The 18,013-nt window shown below is 70.3% G+C and carries 17 protein-coding genes and 1 riboswitch; of the genes, 11 read left to right on the top strand and 6 right to left on the bottom strand.

Annotation, left to right across the window (positions count from 1 at the left end; all coding sequences use genetic code 11):
- Positions 1-14: 14 nt before the first annotated feature.
- The gene (locus ACZ5WC_RS22725; RefSeq protein WP_468542487.1) at positions 15-1,457 is read left to right on the top strand and encodes a NaeI family type II restriction endonuclease; all 1,443 of its coding nucleotides are present in this window, start codon (positions 15-17) and stop codon (positions 1,455-1,457) included.
- 228 nt (positions 1,458-1,685) lie between these two features.
- On the opposite strand, the gene ACZ5WC_RS22720 is transcribed toward ACZ5WC_RS22725, so the two are convergent.
- The 4 genes from ACZ5WC_RS22720 to gcvT all read right to left on the bottom strand — a co-directional run bounded on the left by ACZ5WC_RS22720 (position 1,686) and on the right by gcvT (position 6,137).
- Entirely contained in the window at positions 1,686-3,071 is a 1,386-nt protein-coding gene (locus tag ACZ5WC_RS22720) for an L-serine ammonia-lyase (RefSeq protein WP_468542486.1), read from the bottom strand.
- Between the two features lie 172 nt (positions 3,072-3,243).
- Positions 3,244-4,503 carry a serine hydroxymethyltransferase gene (gene glyA, locus ACZ5WC_RS22715; RefSeq protein WP_468542485.1) on the bottom strand — a complete coding sequence of 420 codons (1,260 nt, stop codon included), beginning with the start codon at positions 4,501-4,503 and terminating at the stop codon, positions 3,244-3,246.
- 18 nt (positions 4,504-4,521) lie between these two features.
- A complete protein-coding gene (gcvH, locus tag ACZ5WC_RS22710) occupies positions 4,522-4,899 on the bottom strand; it encodes a glycine cleavage system protein GcvH (protein ID WP_468542484.1) in 378 nt (125 codons plus the stop codon).
- A gap of 122 nt (positions 4,900-5,021) precedes the next feature.
- Complete coding sequence (gene gcvT / locus ACZ5WC_RS22705; protein WP_468542483.1) at positions 5,022-6,137, bottom strand: glycine cleavage system aminomethyltransferase GcvT; 1,116 nt, start codon at positions 6,135-6,137, stop codon at positions 5,022-5,024.
- Between the two features lie 177 nt (positions 6,138-6,314).
- A riboswitch (glycine riboswitch) is annotated at positions 6,315-6,412 on the bottom strand.
- A gap of 163 nt (positions 6,413-6,575) precedes the next feature.
- Between gcvT and ACZ5WC_RS22700 the strand changes: the two genes are divergently transcribed.
- The 10 genes from ACZ5WC_RS22700 to ACZ5WC_RS22655 all read left to right on the top strand — a co-directional run bounded on the left by ACZ5WC_RS22700 (position 6,576) and on the right by ACZ5WC_RS22655 (position 16,784).
- Entirely contained in the window at positions 6,576-7,274 is a 699-nt protein-coding gene (locus tag ACZ5WC_RS22700; protein WP_468542482.1) for an AAA family ATPase, read from the top strand.
- Positions 7,275-7,359: 85 nt separating this feature from the next.
- Complete coding sequence (locus ACZ5WC_RS22695; protein WP_468542481.1) at positions 7,360-8,130, top strand: enhanced serine sensitivity protein SseB; 771 nt, start codon at positions 7,360-7,362, stop codon at positions 8,128-8,130.
- 193 nt (positions 8,131-8,323) lie between these two features.
- On the top strand, positions 8,324-9,070 hold the full coding sequence (locus tag ACZ5WC_RS22690) for an enhanced serine sensitivity protein SseB C-terminal domain-containing protein (RefSeq protein WP_468542480.1): 747 nt from the start codon (positions 8,324-8,326) through the stop codon (positions 9,068-9,070).
- Between the two features lie 220 nt (positions 9,071-9,290).
- Entirely contained in the window at positions 9,291-10,961 is a 1,671-nt protein-coding gene (locus ACZ5WC_RS22685) for an ABC transporter substrate-binding protein (RefSeq protein WP_468542479.1), read from the top strand.
- 85 nt (positions 10,962-11,046) lie between these two features.
- The gene (locus ACZ5WC_RS22680; RefSeq protein WP_468542478.1) at positions 11,047-12,051 is read left to right on the top strand and encodes an ABC transporter permease; all 1,005 of its coding nucleotides are present in this window, start codon (positions 11,047-11,049) and stop codon (positions 12,049-12,051) included.
- 1 nt (position 12,052) lies between these two features.
- Entirely contained in the window at positions 12,053-13,015 is a 963-nt protein-coding gene (locus tag ACZ5WC_RS22675; RefSeq protein WP_468542477.1) for an ABC transporter permease, read from the top strand.
- A gap of 6 nt (positions 13,016-13,021) precedes the next feature.
- Complete coding sequence (locus ACZ5WC_RS22670; protein ID WP_468542476.1) at positions 13,022-14,014, top strand: ABC transporter ATP-binding protein; 993 nt, start codon at positions 13,022-13,024, stop codon at positions 14,012-14,014.
- Positions 14,011-15,174, top strand: coding sequence for an ABC transporter ATP-binding protein (locus ACZ5WC_RS22665; protein ID WP_468542475.1), 1,164 nt, complete (start codon positions 14,011-14,013; stop codon positions 15,172-15,174). The genes ACZ5WC_RS22670 and ACZ5WC_RS22665 overlap by 4 nt, the downstream gene beginning before the upstream one ends.
- A gap of 18 nt (positions 15,175-15,192) precedes the next feature.
- On the top strand, positions 15,193-15,852 hold the full coding sequence (locus ACZ5WC_RS22660; RefSeq protein WP_468542474.1) for a trimeric intracellular cation channel family protein: 660 nt from the start codon (positions 15,193-15,195) through the stop codon (positions 15,850-15,852).
- Positions 15,853-15,914: 62 nt separating this feature from the next.
- Entirely contained in the window at positions 15,915-16,784 is an 870-nt protein-coding gene (locus ACZ5WC_RS22655; RefSeq protein ID WP_468542473.1) for a thioesterase family protein, read from the top strand.
- Positions 16,785-16,806: 22 nt separating this feature from the next.
- Here ACZ5WC_RS22655 and ACZ5WC_RS22650 read toward each other — a convergent pair whose 3' ends face one another.
- A complete protein-coding gene (locus tag ACZ5WC_RS22650; RefSeq protein WP_468542472.1) occupies positions 16,807-17,286 on the bottom strand; it encodes a TipAS antibiotic-recognition domain-containing protein in 480 nt (159 codons plus the stop codon).
- On the bottom strand, positions 17,246-17,905 hold the full coding sequence (locus ACZ5WC_RS22645) for a TetR family transcriptional regulator (protein WP_468542471.1): 660 nt from the start codon (positions 17,903-17,905) through the stop codon (positions 17,246-17,248). The genes ACZ5WC_RS22650 and ACZ5WC_RS22645 overlap by 41 nt, the downstream gene beginning before the upstream one ends.
- Positions 17,906-18,013 lie beyond the last annotated feature (108 nt).

Below are 18,013 nucleotides of genomic sequence, written 5' to 3'. Positions count from 1 at the left end.
TCCTGCTGCCCGACATGGTGGGCAACGCCGCGAAACCTGCTGTGTCGACCCTGCACCGACGGTTGAGGGGTGTCGGCCTCAGGAACCACCGAGGTCTGGTGGATGCCGTCGTCAACGTGTGCGTGACGGACCCGGCCGAGGCGAGCAAGGCCGTCAGCAAGGCCCGATCGCTCCTGAGGGAGGCATGGAGCCGGCCTGTCCCGGACAGGTCCGGCAGTGAGGTGGGCGAGGACTGCACGGCCCATCTCGCGAAACTGGTAAAGGTGCAGGAGCAGTTGCTGGAGGCCACCGCAGCCCTTGGCCGCGCCAGGCAGGCGAAGGAACAGGCCGAGGCCCGACTGGACGAGCGGGTGAACTCCCGCGACGAGGAACTCGCCGAACTGAACCGCAGGCTGCTGGTGGTCACGGGCGAGCGGGACGAGGCACGCAACTCGGCCCGGGAGGCGGCCCAGCGGATCGCATCCCTGGAGCGGCTGCTTGCCGCCCTCAGGCCGTCACCCACCCGTGCCCGGCCGGCGGAGCCGAAGCAGGAGAGGGAGAAGGAGCAGCCGCGGGGGGCGGCGGAATCGCTCTCCGGGGAGCGTGACGTAGCGGCGGTACGGGAGGAACTCCTGAGGCTCGACCCGCACGGGCGTCGTATGGCGGCTGTGCTCGAACAGGCCACGGAGCGATTGCTCGACGGGGCGCACACAGGGCGCTACCGCTGGGAGGACCTCACCAAGTCGGAGAAGACGATGACCGGGCAGCTCGTCGAGAACCTGATGAGGCACGACTTCCAGTTCGACAGCAGCCCCAGGCTCGACTTCCGGATCGCCGGCGTCGACGTGGATCTCAAGGTGACGACCGGGACGAACTGGATGGTCCCGAGGGAAGCGCAGGGGAGCGTGTGTGTGCTGGTCCGCCTCGACCACCGCAGAGGATCGTGGAGTCTTGGCGTGGTGAGGGCGACGGAGCAGGTAGTGGCCGATGTCGGGAACAGGGATGGCAAGCGGACCCTGAGCGCTGCGGGGCGCGAGGCGATCGCATGGATCCATCGAGACGTTCCCCTGCCCGTGAACATCCTGGACCGGCTTCCGGCCGACGAGGTGAGCGCCATCCTCGCCGAGGCGACCGGGCAGCGTCGCGTGAACGAACTGTTCCGCGTTGCTCAGCGCCAACCGGTGACGCGGACGGTCGTGGCCACGGTCGCGAGACAGCAGGACGCCGCGAGGAGAGTGCGAGGTGCCCGCGGAATGCTGGCGGCCGAAGGCATCGTCATCCTGGGCCACCAAGCCGACCACCCCGAGATCGCCAGGGCCCTGGGTCTCCCGGTGCCGGAGAAGGGGTCGTGGGTCAGCGCCCGCTTGGCGTCCGTCACGGAAGAGGAAGAGGGCTCGAGCCGGTGGGTTCTCCTCTCCGGTGAGCGGTGGAGACTGGCGACGCCAGACGACGAGCCGGGCCACCTTCCCGCGTACTGACGATGGGCTCGCTGCATGGACGGCGTGCAGGCTGGTCCCACCCTCGCACCGGGCGTGTGCGGGGTCGGCGAACACCTCAGGAAGCGCGCCCTGCTCAGGGACATCCCAGGGACTTTTCAGGGACTTTCGCGTCTGTCCCAGGGCCGATCCAGGGACTTTCCGCCGTGCAAGCAGGGAAGGCCCCGACAGCGCTGAAAGATACAAACGCGCTGGTCAGGGCCTACATCCTCAGCACTCGATGATGTTCACCGCGAGACCGCCGCGCGCGGTCTCCTTGTACTTGACGCTCATATCGGCCCCGGTCTCCTTCATCGTCTTGATGACCTTGTCCAGGGACACCTTGTGGCTGCCGTCGCCCCGCAGCGCCATCTTCGCGGCGGTCACCGCCTTCACCGCCGCCATGCCGTTGCGCTCGATGCACGGGATCTGGACGAGGCCGCCGACCGGGTCGCAGGTCAGGCCGAGGTTGTGCTCCATGCCGATCTCGGCGGCGTTCTCCACCTGCTCGGGGGAGCCGCCCAGGACCTCCGCCAGGGCCCCGGCCGCCATCGAGCAGGCCGAGCCGACCTCGCCCTGGCAGCCGACCTCGGCGCCGGAGATCGAGGCGTTCTCCTTGAACAGCAGGCCGATCGCCCCGGCGGCGAGGAGGAAGCGGACGACGCTGTCCTCCTTCTCCGCCTCGGTGCAGCCCTGGGACGCGAAGTTCATGTAGTAGTGCAGGACGGCGGGGATGATGCCCGCGGCGCCGTTCGTGGGGGCGGTGACGACGCGGCCGCCCGCCGCGTTCTCCTCGTTGACGGCCATCGCGTAGAGGGTGATCCACTCCATCGCGTGGGCCTGCGGGTCGCCCTCGGCGCGCAGCTGGCGGGCCGAGTTCGCGGCGCGGCGGCGGACCTTCAGACCGCCGGGCAGGATGCCCTCGCGGGACATGCCGCGCGAGACGCAGGCCTGCATGACGCGCCAGATGTCCAGCAGGCCGGAGCGGATCTCCGCCTCGGTGCGCCAGGCCAGCTCGTTCTCCAGCATCATCGAGGAGATGGAGAGGCCGGTCTCCCGGGCGAGCCGCAGCAGCTCGTCGCCGGTGCGGAAGGGGTGCCGCAGAACCGTGTCGTCCGGGACGATCGGGTTCTCGCCCGCCACCGCGTCCTCGTCCACGACGAAGCCGCCGCCGACCGAGTAGTACGTCTTCTCCAGCACCGGGGCGCCCTCGGTGTCGTACGCGAAGATCGTCATGCCGTTGGCGTGGTACGGGAGCGCCTTGCGGCGGTGCAGTACCAGGTCCTCGTCGAAGTCGAACGGGATCTCGTGCATGCCCAGCAGGTTGATCCGGCCGCTGCCGCGGATCTCCTCGACCCGGGTGTCGGCGTTCTCCACGTCGACGGTCTGGGGCGACTCGCCCTCCAGGCCGAGCAGGACCGCCTTGGGCGTGCCGTGGCCGTGGCCGGTCGCGCCGAGGGAGCCGTACAGCTCGGCCCGTATCGAGGCGGTGTGCGCGAGCAGGCCCTCGTTCTTCAGGCGGCGCGCGAACATCCGGGCGGCGCGCATCGGGCCCACCGTGTGGGAGCTGGACGGGCCGATACCGACCGAGAACAGGTCGAAGACCGAGATGGCCACGGGAGGACTCCTTGGGGGTTGGTAGACGCCGTCGTCTGCCGGGTGGTGCGGGGGACAAGCGGGGCGAGAGCGGGGCAAGAAGGATGCGGGGGGACAAGAGGCGGGGCACCGCGCTCACTCTCTCCAGTGTGCGCGGTGCCCCGCCCGCATGTGCGGTACCGCAGGCCAGGTGCTACTTCAGGCCGGGGTACAGCGGGAACTTCTCGGCCAGCGCGACCACGCGGGCCTTCAGGTCGTCCGCGTCGTAGGACGGCTTGAGGGCGGACGCGATGATCTCGGCGACCTCGGTGAACTCCTCGGCGCCGAAGCCGCGGGTGGCCAGCGCCGGGGTGCCGATCCGCAGGCCCGAGGTGACCATCGGGGGACGCGGGTCGTTGGGGATGGCGTTCCGGTTGACCGTGATGCCCAGCTCATGGAGCCGGTCCTCGGCCTGCTGGCCGTCCAGCTCGGAGTTGCGCAGGTCGACCAGGACCAGGTGCACGTCGGTGCCGCCGGAGAGGACGGAGACGCCGACCTCGGTGACGTCCGGCTGCACCAGGCGTTCGGCCAGGATGCGGGCGCCGTCCAGGGTGCGCTGCTGGCGCTCCTTGAACTCCTCGCCCGCCGCGATCTTGAACGAGACCGCCTTGGCCGCGATCACGTGCTCCAGCGGGCCGCCCTGCTGACCGGGGAAGACCGCGGAGTTGATCTTCTTGGCGAGCTCCTGGGTGGAGAGGATCACGCCGCCGCGCGGACCGCCGAGGGTCTTGTGCGTGGTGGTGGTGACGACATGGGCGTGCGGCACCGGGTTGGGGTGCAGCCCGGCCGCGACCAGGCCCGCGAAGTGCGCCATGTCGACCATCAGGTACGCGCCGACCTCGTCCGCGATACGGCGGAAGGCGGCGAAGTCCAGCTGGCGCGGGTAGGCGGACCAGCCGGCGACGATCAGCTTCGGCTGGGACTCCTTGGCGAGGCGCTCGACCTCCTCCATGTCCACGATCCCGCTCTCGTCGACGTGGTACGGGACCACGTTGTAGAGCTTGCCGGAGAAGTTGATCTTCATGCCGTGGGTCAGGTGACCGCCGTGGGCCAGGTTCAGGCCCATGATCGTGTCGCCCGGCTTGAGCAGCGCGAACATCGCGGCGGCGTTCGCCTGGGCGCCGGAGTGCGGCTGCACGTTCGCGGCCTCGGCGCCGAACAGGGCCTTGATCCGGTCGATCGCGATCTGCTCGACGACGTCGACGTGCTCACAGCCGCCGTAGTAGCGGCGGCCCGGGTAGCCCTCGGCGTACTTGTTGGTGAGGACGGAGCCCTGCGCCTCCATGACCGCGACCGGGGCGAAGTTCTCCGAGGCGATCATTTCGAGGGTGGACTGCTGACGGTGGAGCTCGGCGTCGACGGCGGCGGCGACGTCCGGGTCCAGCTCGTGGAGGGAGGAGTTCAGAAGCGACATCAGGGGGTCCCTTGGGTCTCAGTTGCCGGAGAACGCGGTGTACTCGTCGGCGGAGAGCAGGTCGGCCGGCTCATCCGTGACGCGCACCTTGAACAGCCAGCCGCCCTCGAAGGGAGCGGAGTTCACCAGCGAGGGGTCGTCCACGACGTCCTGGTTGAACGCCGTCACCTCACCGGTCACCGGCGAGTACAGGTCGCTGACGGACTTGGTCGACTCCAGCTCACCGCAGGTCTCGCCCGCGGTCACCGTGTCACCGACCTCCGGGAGCTGGGCGTAGACGACGTCACCGAGCGCGTTGGCCGCGTACTCCGTGATGCCGATCGTGGCCACGCCGTCCTCGACGGCCGACAGCCACTCGTGCTCCTTGCTGTACCGCAGCTGCTGGGGGTTGCTCATGACCTGAATTCTCCTGTACGCGGGGGAGTGCTGATGAACGGTGGTCTTACGGTGTGAGACGGAGGTACGTCACTTCCGTGACGTCCGAGCGCGGGTGGGAAAGACCGGTTTCTTCCGGGATATCACTTCTGGCGCTTGTAGAACGGCAGCGCGACGACCTCGTACGGCTCGTGCGTGCCCCGGATGTCCACGCCCACGCCCTCGGTGCCCGGGGCGGCGAAGGCCGCGTCCACGTACGCCATGGCGATCGGCTTGCCCAGGGTGGGGGAGGGGGCGCCGGAGGTGACCTCGCCGATCACCTTGCCGTCGGCGACGACCGAGAAGCCCGCGCGGGGGACCCGGCGGCCCTCGGCGATCAGGCCGACCAGCTTGCGCGGCGGGGCGGTCTCGGCGCGCTCGGCGGCGGCGGCCAGGGCCTCGCGCCCGACGAAGTCGCCCTCCTTCTCGAACTTCACGACCCGGCCCAGGCCCGCGTCGAACGGGGTCAGCGCCGTCGTCAGCTCGTGCCCGTACAGCGGCATGCCCGCCTCCAGGCGCAGCGTGTCACGGCAGGAGAGCCCGCACGGGATCAGGCCGTGCGCCTCGCCGGCGTCCGTCAGCGCCCGCCACAGCTGCTCGGCGTGCCCGGGCGCGACGAAGAGTTCAAAGCCGTCCTCGCCGGTGTAGCCGGTACGGGCGATGAGCGCCGGGACCCCGGCGACCGTGCCCGGCAGGCCCGCGTAGTACTTCAGCCCGTCCAGGTCGGCGTCGGTGACCGCCTTCATGATCGCGGGGGACTCGGGGCCCTGGACCGCGAGCAGCGCGTACGCGTCCCGGTCGTCGCGCACCTCGGCGTCGAAGCCCTCGGCGCGGGCGGTCAGCGCGTCCAGCACGATCTGGGCGTTGCCCGCGTTGGCGACCACCATGTACTCGGTCTCGCCCAGCCGGTAGACGATCAGGTCGTCGACGATCCCGCCGTCCTCCTGGACGATCATCGTGTAGCGGGCCCGGCCGTTGCCGACGGTGGCGATGTTGCCCACCAGCGCGTAGCTCAGGAAGGCCGCGGCCTCCGGGCCGGTGACGGTGATCTCGCCCATGTGCGACAGGTCGAAGAGCCCGGCCCGGGTCCGTACGGCGTTGTGCTCGTCGCGCTCGCTCGCGTACCGCAGCGGCATGTCCCAGCCCGCGAAGTCGGTCATGGTGGCGCCGAGCGAGCGGTGCAACGCGTCGAGGGCGGTGAGACGGGGGGCAGTGCTCATGGGCATGGCTCCAGGGCATGACGACATCGGGACGGAAATCCTCCCCATCTGTCATCGGAACCTGAGAGGTTCGCCGATAGCCCCGCAGGGGGTATGCCCCGGAAGAGGGCGCCCGGTCAGGGGCCTCGGCTTGCACCTTGGGTGGAGCCGCCGAAGCGGCCCGCTTTTCAGATCTGCCTCATCCACGCGGTACGGGGCCTGAGAGATTCAAGGGAGGATCTTGCTCCTTCGGCGCCCGGCTCACACTGTGGCCGGAACTCTCCCGCGCGGATTCGAACGGCCGGTATGCAGTTGGCGGGGTCATCATCGCACGCATCGCGGCGGAGTGGGGAGGCCGGTCCGTGACGATGTGCGAACGGCGGCGACGGTTGTGCCGCCTTGCCGATTCTTTACACTTCAGGTGCAGGCGGGGGTGGCCCGACAGCAGGGGGATGGGCGATGACGTTGCAGTGGTCGGCACCGACCGCGGGAGTGGCGCACGACGCGATGCCCGCACAGCCCGGCGCACCGGCGCAGGAGCTGCTGAACGACCGCGCGCCGGTGGTACGCGATCTGCGCGGTCGCTCCGGAGGCTCCCCCGACAGCCTCGATTTCACCGCCGGGGACATCGTGGTCGTCTCGGGCCTCCCCGGCAGCGGAAAATCGACCCTCATCCGGCGGACCGTGCAGGGGGACGCCGTCGACTCCCAGAACACCCGGGACAGCTGGGCCGCCGCCCTTCCGCGCTTACTCCCCTATGCCCTGTACCGCCCCCTGGTCCGCGCCACCCACTACCTCGGACTGCGCAAGGCCCTGCGCGCCGGCGCGTCCGTCGTCGTGCACGACTGCGGCACCCAGGCCTGGGTGCGCCGCTGGCTCGGCCGGCACGCCGCCGGCCGCGGCCGCACCCTCCATCTCATCCTGCTCGACGTGACCCCCGAGGTGGCCCGGCAGGGGCAGCGCGAACGCGGCCGCGGAGTCTCCGGTTACGCCTTCGCCCGCCACCGGCACGCGGTGGCCCGGCTGCTCGCCGACGTCGAACAGGGGCTGCTGCCCGCCGGCTGCACCTCGGCGGTACTGCTGGACCGCGAGGCCGCGGGCGCGCTCGGCCGGATCACCTTCACGGAGGCCGAGGCCCCGCCCGCCCGATCCGGCTAGGGTGCTGGCCGAAGAGCTTCACGGCAGCGGCCGGGGAGCGACGGCCGCGACCCGGGCCGAGACGGCTGAGAGAGGCACAGAGGCAGTGGACATTCCGGCACCCGTCCCGGCACACCCCCAGCAGGGGTGGCCCGCCAACGAGCTCGAAGAGGTGCTGACCGCCTCGCTCGGCGTCGATGACGCGGGCGGCCGCCTCGTCGAGGTGCTCGGCCGCAGCTCCGTGTGGGTGCCGTTGCCCAACGGCGGCACCCCGGCCAGCGCCGACCTCGACCTGCCGATGATGGAGATCGACGGGGCCGCCTTCGTTCCCGTCTTCAGCTCCGAGAGCCAGTTCCTCAGCTGCGTCGGCAGCCATATGTCCTTCGCCGTGGCGCCCGCCCGTGACTTCGCCCGGGGCCTGCCCCCGCAGGTCGGCATCGCCGTGAACCCGGGCGGCGCCGTCGGCATACCGCTGCCGCCGCCGGCCGTCGCCGAACTGTGCCGGGCCGGACGCACCGCCCTGGACGGACCCGCCACCGGCGGCCGGGTCCGGCTGTACGAGCCGGACTGGCAGCACGACCCGGTCGACTTCCTCACCGCCGTCTCCGAGGAGTTCGAGGCCTCGGGTGTGGTGAGCACCGCCCGCCGGGCGCTCGCCAGCATCGAGGGCGGCGACCCCGTCCTCTTCGTCGGCGTCGAGTTCGCCACCTGGGACGGGGCGGGCCAGAGCGCTCCCATGGACGCCCTCGGCCGCGCGCTCGGCCGCGTGGAGGTGCCCTGGCCGGTGAACCTGGTCCTGCTGGACGTGGCCCAGGACCTCGTCGGCGACTGGATGCGCGAGAAGGTACGCCCGTTCTACCGGCGCGAGGGTCACTGACCGCGACGGAAGGCGCCCGCGTGCCGACGATGCCGGACCGTGGCGTCAAGCCGGTGTCTGAAGCGGCGCATAAGCTGGTTTGATGGCGAAGCCGCTCCCGTGGGCCCGGAGCGGCGCGAATCCGATGGAACGACGAGGGGCGGGACCCAGGGTGAGTGCGTCGGGCACTGCGGCGGCAGGGCAGGTCGAGCACATGCTGCGCCAGGTGACCCCCGGGCGGTACGACAGCTACGAGGCGCTGCTCGCCGCCCTCGCCGACGGCCGGATCTGGATGCTGCTCTGGCACGGCACGGCCGGTTCCCCCGACGCCCAGTACGGCAACATGGAGATCGACGGCCTGGGTTACGCCCCCTGCGTCACCTCCGCCCAGGAGCTCTCCGCCAGCGGCTGGAACCGGGCCCACGAGCTCGTCACCGGACGCGAGATCGCCCGCGCCCTGTTCCCGGACCGCTGGGGCATCTGGCTCAACCCGCACGCTCCCGGCGGCGGCGTCGGCATCCCCTGGCTCGACCTGCGCCGGATCGCCACCGGCCTCGACCGGCTGCCCGCCGGGCCGCTCCGCCTGACCGAGCCCGCCATCGAGCTCCCGCAGTTCTACGCCCTGCTCACGCAGAACGCCCACCGCACCGCCGCGGTCCGCTCCCTGCGCCGCGCCTGGGTCCACCCCGCGGTCGGCGTCCCGTATCTCGCCATCGGCCTCGACCTCTACGACACCGGCCGCGCCTCCGTCGAGGCGGTGCGCGCGATGATGCGGGAGTCGGTCGGCGCGGTCCCCGACGGGCTGCCGGTCTCCACCGTCGCCATGTCCGACGAGTACGACCCCGTGGCGATGTGGCTGCACGCCAACGCGCGCCCCTTCTACGACCGTGAGGCCCATGCCCCCGCGGGCCCCCCGCCCGTCGCCGCCCCCGGTTACGGATATCCGCCCCAGCACCGCTGAGCTGCGCCGGAGGCGTGCGAGGTCCAGGCCGCCGGGGCGAACTTCCCCAGATGTCCGGCTTGTTAACTCCGGGCGGGAGGATGTCCCGTAACTGGACGGTTTGTTAACTGTCCGGGTCTCGACTAGGTCTCACCGCTATCCGGACTGTTCTCTTGCGGTGTACCCCGTCTGTAGTGTGCGGCCATCAAACCTCACCACATGGCGAACCAGGGGTGGACCCATGCGCATATTCAAGTCCCGGACTGCCCGGGCGATCACGACAGCGGTCGCTGTCGGTCTGATCGCCACGGGCTGTTCCAGCGAGCGGGACGGGGGCGAATCCAAGGGGGGAGACAAGGACACCTTCGTCTTCGCCGGATCCGGTGACCCCGGTTCCCTCGACCCCGCCCTCGCGAGCGACGGCGAGACGTTCCGAGTCACCCGCCAGGCCTTCGAGGCGCTGCTGGAGCACGAGTCCGGCGGCAGCAAGCTCGTCGGCGGTCTCGCCGAGAACTGGGAGAGTGACCCGGCCGGCAAGGTCTGGACGTTCAACCTGCGCGAGAACGTGAAGTTCCACGACGGCGAGGCGTTCAACGCCGCCGCGGTCTGCGCGAACTACGACTACTGGTTCAACTGGAAGGGCACGTACCAGTCCAGCGCTGTCTCCTACTACTGGCAGAGCATCATGGGCGGGTTCGCTAAGAACGAGGACCCCGAGACGCCCAAGGCGAACTACAAGTCCTGCACCGCCAAGGACGAGAACACGGCCGTCATCGAGGTGAACGAGCCCTCGGCGAACCTGCCGGGCGGATTCTCCCTCCAGGCGCTCGCGATCCACTCGCCGAAGGCGCTCAAGGAGTACGCGAAGCAGGACGCGACCGCCAAGGGCGACGCGATCACGTACCCCAAGTACAGCCAGGAGGCCGGCACGGTCGCCGGTACCGGCCCGTACAAGATCGTCAAGTGGAACAAGGGCAACAAGGAAGTCTCCCTTGAGCGCTTCGACGACTACTGGGGCGACAAGGCCAAGGTGAAGAACCTGGTCTTCCGCACCATCTCCACCGAGGAGACCCGCCGCCAGGCCCTCCAGGCCGGTGACATCGACGGCTACGACCTGGTCGCCCCGGCCGATGTGACGACGCTGGAGAAGCAGGGTTACGAGGTCCCGACCCGTGACGTCTTCAACATCTTCTACGTCGGCATGAGCCAGGGTGCGAACCCGGCGCTGAAGAAGCCCGAGGTCCGTCAGGCGATCACGCACGCCATCGACCGCGAGAACCTCGTCAACACCCAGCTGCCCGAGGGCGGCAAGGTCGGCACGCAGTTCATGCCCGACACCGTCGCCGGCTACTCGGACAAGGTGAAGACCTACCCGTTCGACACCGCCAGGGCGAAGGACCTCCTCAAGCAGGCCGGTGAGGAGAAGCTCAGCATCGACTTCTGCTACCCGACCGAGGTCACCCGCCCGTACATGCCTGCCCCGCAGGACCTGTTCGAGCTGATGAAGGCCGACCTGGAGAAGGCCGGCATCACCGTCAAGCCGAAGGCCATGAAGTGGGCCCCGGACTACCTGGACGCCACCGAGGCCGGCTCCTGCGCCCTGCACCTGCTCGGCTGGACCGGTGACTTCAACGACGGCTACAACTTCATCGGCACCTGGTTCGCCGGGCCGGACAAGCAGTGGGGCTTCAAGGACCAGAAGGTCTTCGACGCCGTGAACGCCGCTTCCAAGGCCACCGACTCCACCGAGCGCACGGAGGCCTACAAGAAGGCCAACGAGGTGATCATGGAGTACGTCCCGGGCGTGCCGATCTCCTCGTCGCCGCCGGCCATCGCGTTCGCCAAGAACGTCAACCCGCCGAAGGTCTCCCCGCTGACGCAGGAGAACTTCGCCGAGGTCTCCTTCAAGTAATCGCACACCAGCGGGTCCGCCCGGCCACAGCAGTCAGGTGGCCGGGCGGACCCGCATCGACGCACGTGAGAAAGGGGCATGCGGGGTGCTGCGACTCGTCGTAAGAAGACTTCTCCAGCTCATTCCCACCCTGCTCGGCCTGTCGGTTCTGCTGTTCCTCTGGCTGAACCGACTGCCCGGCGGGCCCGCCACAGCGATCCTGGGCGAGCGGGCCACCGAAGCCGAAGTGGCGAGGATCAACCGTGCACTCGGGCTCGACGAGCCGGTGCACGTCCAGTACTGGCGCTTCCTCAAGCGCATCTTCGAGCTCGACCTCGGAACCTCCACCCAGACCGGGCAGCCGGTGTGGGACGAGTTCACCCGCGCCTTCCCCGCCACCGTGGAGCTGAGCCTCGCGGCGATCCTGATCGCCGTCGTCGTGGGCATTCCGATGGGCTACCTCGCGGCCAAGCACCGCGGGGGCTGGCTGGACGTGGCCTCCGTCTCCGGATCACTGCTCGGCATCTGCATCCCGGTCTTCTTCCTGGCCGTGCTGCTGCGCGGGATCTTCTCCGTGAACCTGGGCTGGTTCCCGAGCCAGGGCCGGCTCGACTCCGGTATCAACGCCACCGACGTGACCGGATTCGCCGTCCTGGACGGTCTGTTGACCGGTGAGTTCGACGCGAGCTGGGACGCGATCATGCACCTGGTCCTGCCCGCCGTCGCCCTGGCCTCCATCCCGCTCGCCGTCATCGTCCGGATGACCCGCGCCAGCGTCCTGGAGGTGCTCGGCGAGGACTACATCCGCACCGCCGAGTCCAAGGGCCTGGACAAGGGGACCGTGCGCGGCCGCCATGTGCTCCGCAACGCGCTGCTGCCGGTGATCACCGCGGTCGGCCTGCTGACCGGCAGCCTGCTCTCCGGCGCGGTGCTCACCGAGTCCGTCTTCGACTTCGGCGGCCTCGGCTCCTTCATCCGTACCGCGATCGACGGCCGTGACTACCCGGTCCTTGTCGGGTTCATTCTCTTCATCGCGATGGTGTACGTGTTCATCAACCTTCTGGTCGACCTCGCGTACAGCATCATCGACCCGAGAGTGCGGGTGCACTGACGTGACGATCCTGACCAGCAAAGCAGACAAGATCGACCGACTCGCGGAGCTGACCCAGAGCTCGGAGACGGTCACCGGAACCAGCCTGTGGCGCGAGGCGTTCCGCCGGATGCGCTCCAGCAAGATGGCGATCATCGGTGCGGCGATCATCGGCGTGTTCGTCCTCGTCGCCGTCGTCGGACCGTTGCTGGCCCCGCACGGGCCCACCGCGCAGAACTGGCGCAGCGAGGTCTTCCCGAACCAGGGCAAGTTCATCGGCATGCGCGGCGAGAACTGGTTCGGCCTGGACCACCTGGGCCGCGACATGTTCTCCCGCTGGCTCGTCGGGGCCCGGCAGACGCTGCTCGTCGGTGTGGTCTCCATGCTCATCGGCCTGATCGTCGGCGCCCTGGTCGGTGTGCTCTCCGGGGCCGCCGCCACCCTCGGCGGCAAGGTCGGCCAGCGCGTCGACACCGTGATCATGCGCTTCACCGACATCATGCTGTCGCTGCCGTCCCTGCTCCTGGCCGTCTCCATCGCCGCGGTCCTCGGCCAGTCGCTGACCACCGTGATGATCGCCGTCGGTGTCGTCCAGATCCCCATCTTCGCCCGCCTGCTGCGCGGTTCGATGCTGGTGCAGGGCGGCGCGGACTACGTGCTCGCCGCGAAGGCGGTCGGCATCCGGCGCAAGCGGATCGTGCTCACCCAGATCCTGCCGAACTCGCTGAGCCCGGTGATCGTCCAGGCCACCCTGAGCCTCGCCACGGCGATCATCGAGGCCGCGGCCCTGTCCTACCTGGGCCTCGGCAACCCCGACCCGGCCGTTCCCGAGTGGGGCGTGATGCTCGCCCAGGCGCAGCGCTTCTTCGACAACGACCCGATGATGGCGGCCTACCCGGCCATCGGGATCATCATCACCGCTCTCGGCTTCACCCTGCTCGGCGAGGCCATGCGCGAAGCCCTCGACCCGAAGTTGCGAGGCTGAAGTCCCATGTCACTGCTCTCCGTTGAGGAACTCAGCGTTACCTTCACCGCCCGTGGCCGCAAGGACGCCACGGCCGTGGACGGCGTCTCCTTCGAGGTCGACCAGGGCCAGGTCGTGGGCCTGGTCGGCGAGTCGGGCTGCGGCAAGTCCGTCACCTCGCTCGCCCTGATGGGGCTGCTGCCCCGCAAGGGCGTACGGGTGGGGGGCCGCGCCGAGTTCGACGGCCGGAACCTGCTGACCATGAACGAGCGGAACCTGCGCGACCTGCGCGGCAGCCAGCTCGCGATGATCTTCCAGGACCCGCTGTCCTCGCTGAACCCGGTCGTCCCCATCGGCATCCAGGTCACCGAGATCCTCCAGCGCCACCGCGGGCTGAAGGGTGACAAGGCCCGGAAGGAAGCCGCGTCCCTGCTCGACCGGGTCGGTATCCCGGACCCCGCGCGGCGGCTCAAGGAGTACCCGCACCAGCTGTCCGGCGGTATGCGCCAGCGCGCGCTGATCGCCATGGCGGTGGCCTGCGCGCCCCGTCTGCTGATCGCCGACGAGCCGACGACCGCCCTGGACGTCACCATCCAGGCGCAGATCCTGGAGCTTCTGAAGGAACTGGTCGACCAGGAGGGCACCGCCCTCCTGATGATCACCCACGACCTGGGTGTCGTCGCGGGGCTCTGCGACGAGGTCAACGTCCTCTACGCCGGACGGGCGGTGGAATCGGCGGCCCGCCGCGAGCTGTTCGCCCACCCCACCCACCCGTACGCGCACGGGCTGCTCGGCTCCATCCCGCGCCTGGACGCGCCGCGCGGCGAGCCGCTGCACCCGATCCGCGGGTCCATCAACGACAAGATCGCCTGGGCCGACGGCTGCGCGTTCGCACCCCGGTGCGACCACTACACGATGGAGTGCCTGACCGGCACCCCCGAACTGACCGAACCACGCACGGCCGGACACCAGGTGCGCTGCGTCAACCCGGTCCTGCCCAAGGCGGAGGTCCCGGCATGAGCCTTCTCGAACTGGACGGCGTCAAAGTCCACTTCCCGGTCAAGAAGGGCCTCTTCTTCGACCGTACGGTGGGTCACGTCTACGCGGTCGACGGCGTCTCGCTGAGCGTGGAGGCCGGTCAGACCTACGGGCTGGTCGGCGAGTCCGGCTGCGGCAAGACGACGCTCGGCCGGGCGGTGCTGCGGCTGAACGACATCACCGAGGGCGGGGTCGTCTTCGACGGCACCGACCTGGCGAAGCTGCCGTCCGAGGAGATGCGGGCCTTCCGCCGCCGCCTCCAGATGGTCTTCCAGGACCCGCTGGGCAGCCTCAACCCCCGGCAGAACATCGAGTCGATCCTGGCCGAGGGCATGGCCGCCCACGGCATCGGCAAGGACCAGGCCGAGCGCCGGGAGAAGATCAAGGACATCCTCGCCAAGGTCGGCCTGCCGGCCAACGCGATGTCCCGCTACCCGCACGAGTTCTCCGGCGGCCAGCGCCAGCGCATCGGCATCGCCCGCGCCCTGGTGCTGGAGCCGGACGTGATCATCTGCGACGAGCCGGTGTCCGCGCTGGACGTGTCGGTGCAGGCGCAGGTGATCAACCTGCTGGAGGAGCTCCAGGAGTCCCTGGGCCTGACCTATCTGGTCATCGCCCACGACCTCGCCGTGGTCCGGCACATCTCGGACGTCATCGGGGTGATGTACCTCGGCGGGCTCGTCGAGGAGGCCCCGAGCGACGCGCTGTACGCGAAGCCCCGGCACCCGTACACCAAGGCGCTGATGTCGGCCGTCCCGGTGCCCGACCCCGAGGTCGAGGACCGCCGCGAGCGCATCCTGCTCCACGGCGACCTGCCCTCCCCGGCGAACCCGCCGGCCGGCTGCCGCTTCCACACCCGCTGCCCGTGGGTGCAGGAGACCAAGTGCGCCACGGAGCGCCCGCCGCTGCTGGACACCGGCGACGGGCACAAGGTGGCCTGTCACTTCACGGCCGAGATCGAGGCCGGAACGGTGAAGCAGAATCCGGTGACCGGGATCGACGCGGTCACCGCCGGGGAAGCGGTGGCGGCGGGGGTCTCGGAGGAGGATGTCCCCGCGGGCTCCGCCGATAAGCCCGCGACCGTACCGGCCCAGTCCGACGCGGGAGGGGCCGAACGGGCGGAGGGCAGCCCCGCCTCCTAGGACCGGCACAATTGTCCGGTGCTCACCGAACTGTTCACGCCCTCCGTCCTGCACGCGCTCGACATCGCCGGGATCTTCGTCTTCGCGATCTCGGGCGCCCTGCTCGCCGTACGCAAGAACTTCGATGTCTTCGGCATCGCGGTCCTCGCCGAGGTGACAGCGCTGGGCGGAGGGCTGTTCCGTGACGTGATGATCGGCGCGATCCCGCCCGCCGCCTTCACCGACCTCGGCTATTTCATCACCCCGCTGTTCGCCGCGGGCCTGGTCTTCTTCCTCCATCCGCACGTGGAGCGCATCCAGGTCGGCGTCAACGTCTTCGACGCGGCCGGGCTCGGCCTGTTCTGTGTGACCGGCACGGTCAAGGCGTACGAGTACGGCCTCGGGCTCACCGCGTCGGCCGCGCTGGGCCTGGCCACCGCGGTCGGCGGCGGTGTGCTGCGCGATGTGCTGGCCAACGAGGTGCCCTCGCTGCTGCGCTGGGACCGCGACCTGTACGCGGTGCCCGCGATCGTCGGCGCGACCATGGTCGTCCTGTGCATCCGCTTCGACACCCTCAACGCCCTGACCAGCGGCCTGGCGGTGATCGCCGCGTTCGTTCTGCGACTGCTGGCGCTGCGCTTCCACTGGCGGGCGCCGCGTGCGTACAACCGCTCCTCCGCGCGGGCGGAGGAGGCCTGAGGGCTGTGATCGGCACCCCAAAAAGCTACCGCTCAGTAATACATCCCTGTACCGTGCATGCCATGGCACAGGCAGCGACAGAGGCGGCGCAGACCGCCCGGGCAACCATCGGCGACAGCGAGTTCGACCGGGACACCGCGGTCACCCTGCGCGAGGAGGGCGTCTACGACGCCGAGCTCTCCGCGGGCTGGACCATCATCCAGGCCGTCAACGGCGGCTATCTGCTGGCCCTGCTCGGCCGCGCCCTCGGCCAGGCCCTGCCGCACCCCGACCCGTTCTCGGTCTCCGCGCACTACCTCACCGCCTCCGTCCCCGGCCCCGCCGTCATCCGGACCCAGACCGTCCGTACCGGCCGCACCCTCTCCACCGGGCAGGCCTCGCTCTTCCAGTACGCCGAGGACGGCAGCGAGATCGAGCGCATCCGGGTCCTGGCCACCTACGGCGACCTCGACACGCTTTCCGACGACGTCCGTACGACGGCGCTGCCGCCCGCCATGCCCGACCGGGACCACTGCCTCGGCCCGAGCGACGGCGCGCCCCGGATTCCCGGCAGCTCCGCCATCACCGAGCGCCTCGACATCAAACTCGACCCGGCCACCGTCGGCTGGGCGGTCGGCGCCCCGTCCGGCAAGGGCGAGATGCGCGGCTGGTTCGGCCTGGCCGACGGCCGCGACCCGGACCCGCTCTCGCTCCTGCTCACCGTGGACGCCCTGCCGCCGACCTCGTTCGAGCTGGGCCTGAGCGGCTGGACGCCCACCGTCGAGCTGACCACCCACGTCCGCTGCCGCCCGGCCCCGGGCCCGCTGCGCGTCTCCATCACCACGCGCAACCTCGCGGGCGGCTTCCTGGAGGAGGACGCGGAGGTCTGGGACAGCGCGGACCGGCTCGTCGCCCAGTCCCGTCAGCTCGCCAAGGCCCCGCGCACGGCATAGTCCGGACCGGCCCGGCGGCCCCTCACCCCCAGACCGCGGACTCCGGGTCGGGGCCCCGGGCCCCGCCGTTCGCGGCGATCACCGCGCACAGCCAGCCACCCATGCCCGGCGCGATCGCGTCGTAGTACGCGGCGCACCCGGGGTCCTCGACGTACGTCCGGCCGGTGCAGCCCTGCATGGCGTGCGTGCAGCCGAAGTACGTCGAGATCAGCGCGCGATGCCGCTCCGCGAGGACGTTCGCCGCGTCCGAGCCGGGCGGGACGCCGGTGCGGCACGCGGTGGCGAGGTCGGCGTCGAGAGCCTTGGTGGCCGCCGCGACCTCCCGCCAGCCCTCGGAGGGCATCCCGGCCGCCCGCTCCGCGTACTGCGCCCACTGGTCCGTGCCGCCCCAGCGCTGCACGGCCTCCTCGGCCCAGCCGGGCTGCCGGTCGGACCCGAAGACCAGGCCGTAGGGCCTCCTGTCACGGGAGGGTCTCCAGCGCGGCCGACGCCGTTCGTCCACCCTCGTCGAGCCAGTGCGCGCGGCCGATCGTGACCAGCCGCAGCCGCCGCCGGGCCAACCGTACGACCTCCCGCTCGCGCGCCGGTCCGGCCTCCAGCAGGGCCGAGGCGGTGATCACCATGTGGTCCACGTAGAGGCCGCCCAGCATCAGCAGGTCCTCCTCGCTCCACCCGGCCGCCTCCGGCTCCTGGCCGAGCGCCCATGCCACCTCCTCCGCGAACCGGAGCAGCTGGGCGGCGATGGCCGCGCGGACCGGGCCCACGCCGCCGTGCTGCTCGCGGGCGATGAAGCGGAAGTGGGCGGGCTGCGCGCCGACGTGGCGTGCGATCACCTCCACGCTGCGGTCCAGCCGCTCCTCGCTGTCGCCCGTCTCCGCGAGGACCGCGCCGATCATCCCGTGCAGGCTGCCCAGGGTCTCCTCGACCAGGGCGACGCCGAGCGCGGCGGTGTCCTCGAAGTGCCGGTAGAAAGCCGTCGGGGTGACCCCGGCGGCCCGGGTGACCTCCCTCAGCCCCAGGCTGCTCAGGCTCTGGTGCTCCAGCAGCACGAGCGCCGCGTCCAGGAGGGCCTGGCGCGTTCTGAGTTTCCGGGTCTGGCGGATTCCGGCGGTGTGACTCATGCCATTCAGTAAACAGTTGTTCTCCGAGTCAAGGAAGAGGCGAGGGGTTTAGACTCATGGGTCAGTGAACACTCGTACTCCGAATGGCCCTTGACGTCGTACAGAGCC

This window comes from Streptomyces sp. NPDC033165 (genome assembly GCF_055577965.1).
The sequence above is the reverse complement of the archived record's forward strand: the minus strand, read 5'-3'. Positions and strand labels throughout refer to the sequence as shown.